Annotated in this window: 1 protein-coding gene; it reads right to left on the bottom strand. The window is 68.6% G+C overall.

Features of this window, described 5'->3' with window-relative positions:
- Nucleotides 1-580 (bottom strand): zinc-binding dehydrogenase (locus FK530_RS25040; RefSeq protein ID WP_146489495.1); only part of this gene is annotated, 580 nt, incomplete at both ends.

Genomic DNA, 580 nt, shown 5'->3' on the forward strand with positions numbered 1-580 from the left:
TCGATCTTCCCGGCTTCCATCAGGTCGATTGCCCGCTGGTAGACATTGGCGTACCGGAAGATGGTGTGGATGGTGGTCTCCCTGGCCTGCATCTCGACCACGTCCATCACGACGGGGCCGGTGGGCATCCCGATGAGGACCGTGCGGTTGCCCGGAGCCCCGAGTGTCCACAGGCTCTCGTAGGACTTCGCCGAACCGGAGGCCTCGAAGACCAGGTCGGCCCCCCATCCCCCTGTCTCCTTCATGACGACCTCGTGGAGGTCCTCGCTCCTGAGGTCCACGGGCACGACGCCGGGGATGCCTGCCGCGATGTCGAGCTTCGTGCCCGACACGTCGCTGACCAGCACCTTCGAAGCCCCACCCGCGAGGACTGCAGCCGCTGTCAGGAGTCCGACGGTTCCACACCCTGCCACCACGGCCACGTCGCCGGGACGGATCCCGGCCTTGGTGGCGGCGTGCATGCCGACGGCGAGGGGTTCCACGAGGGCGCCCTCGCCGAAGCTCAGGGAGTCCGGCAGGTGGTAGGTGAAGGAGGCCGGGTGCACGACCCTCTCGACGAGGCACCCGTCCACGGGCGGGG

The organism is Tsukamurella conjunctivitidis (assembly GCF_007858475.1).
Classification (GTDB): domain Bacteria; phylum Actinomycetota; class Actinomycetes; order Mycobacteriales; family Mycobacteriaceae; genus Tsukamurella; species Tsukamurella conjunctivitidis.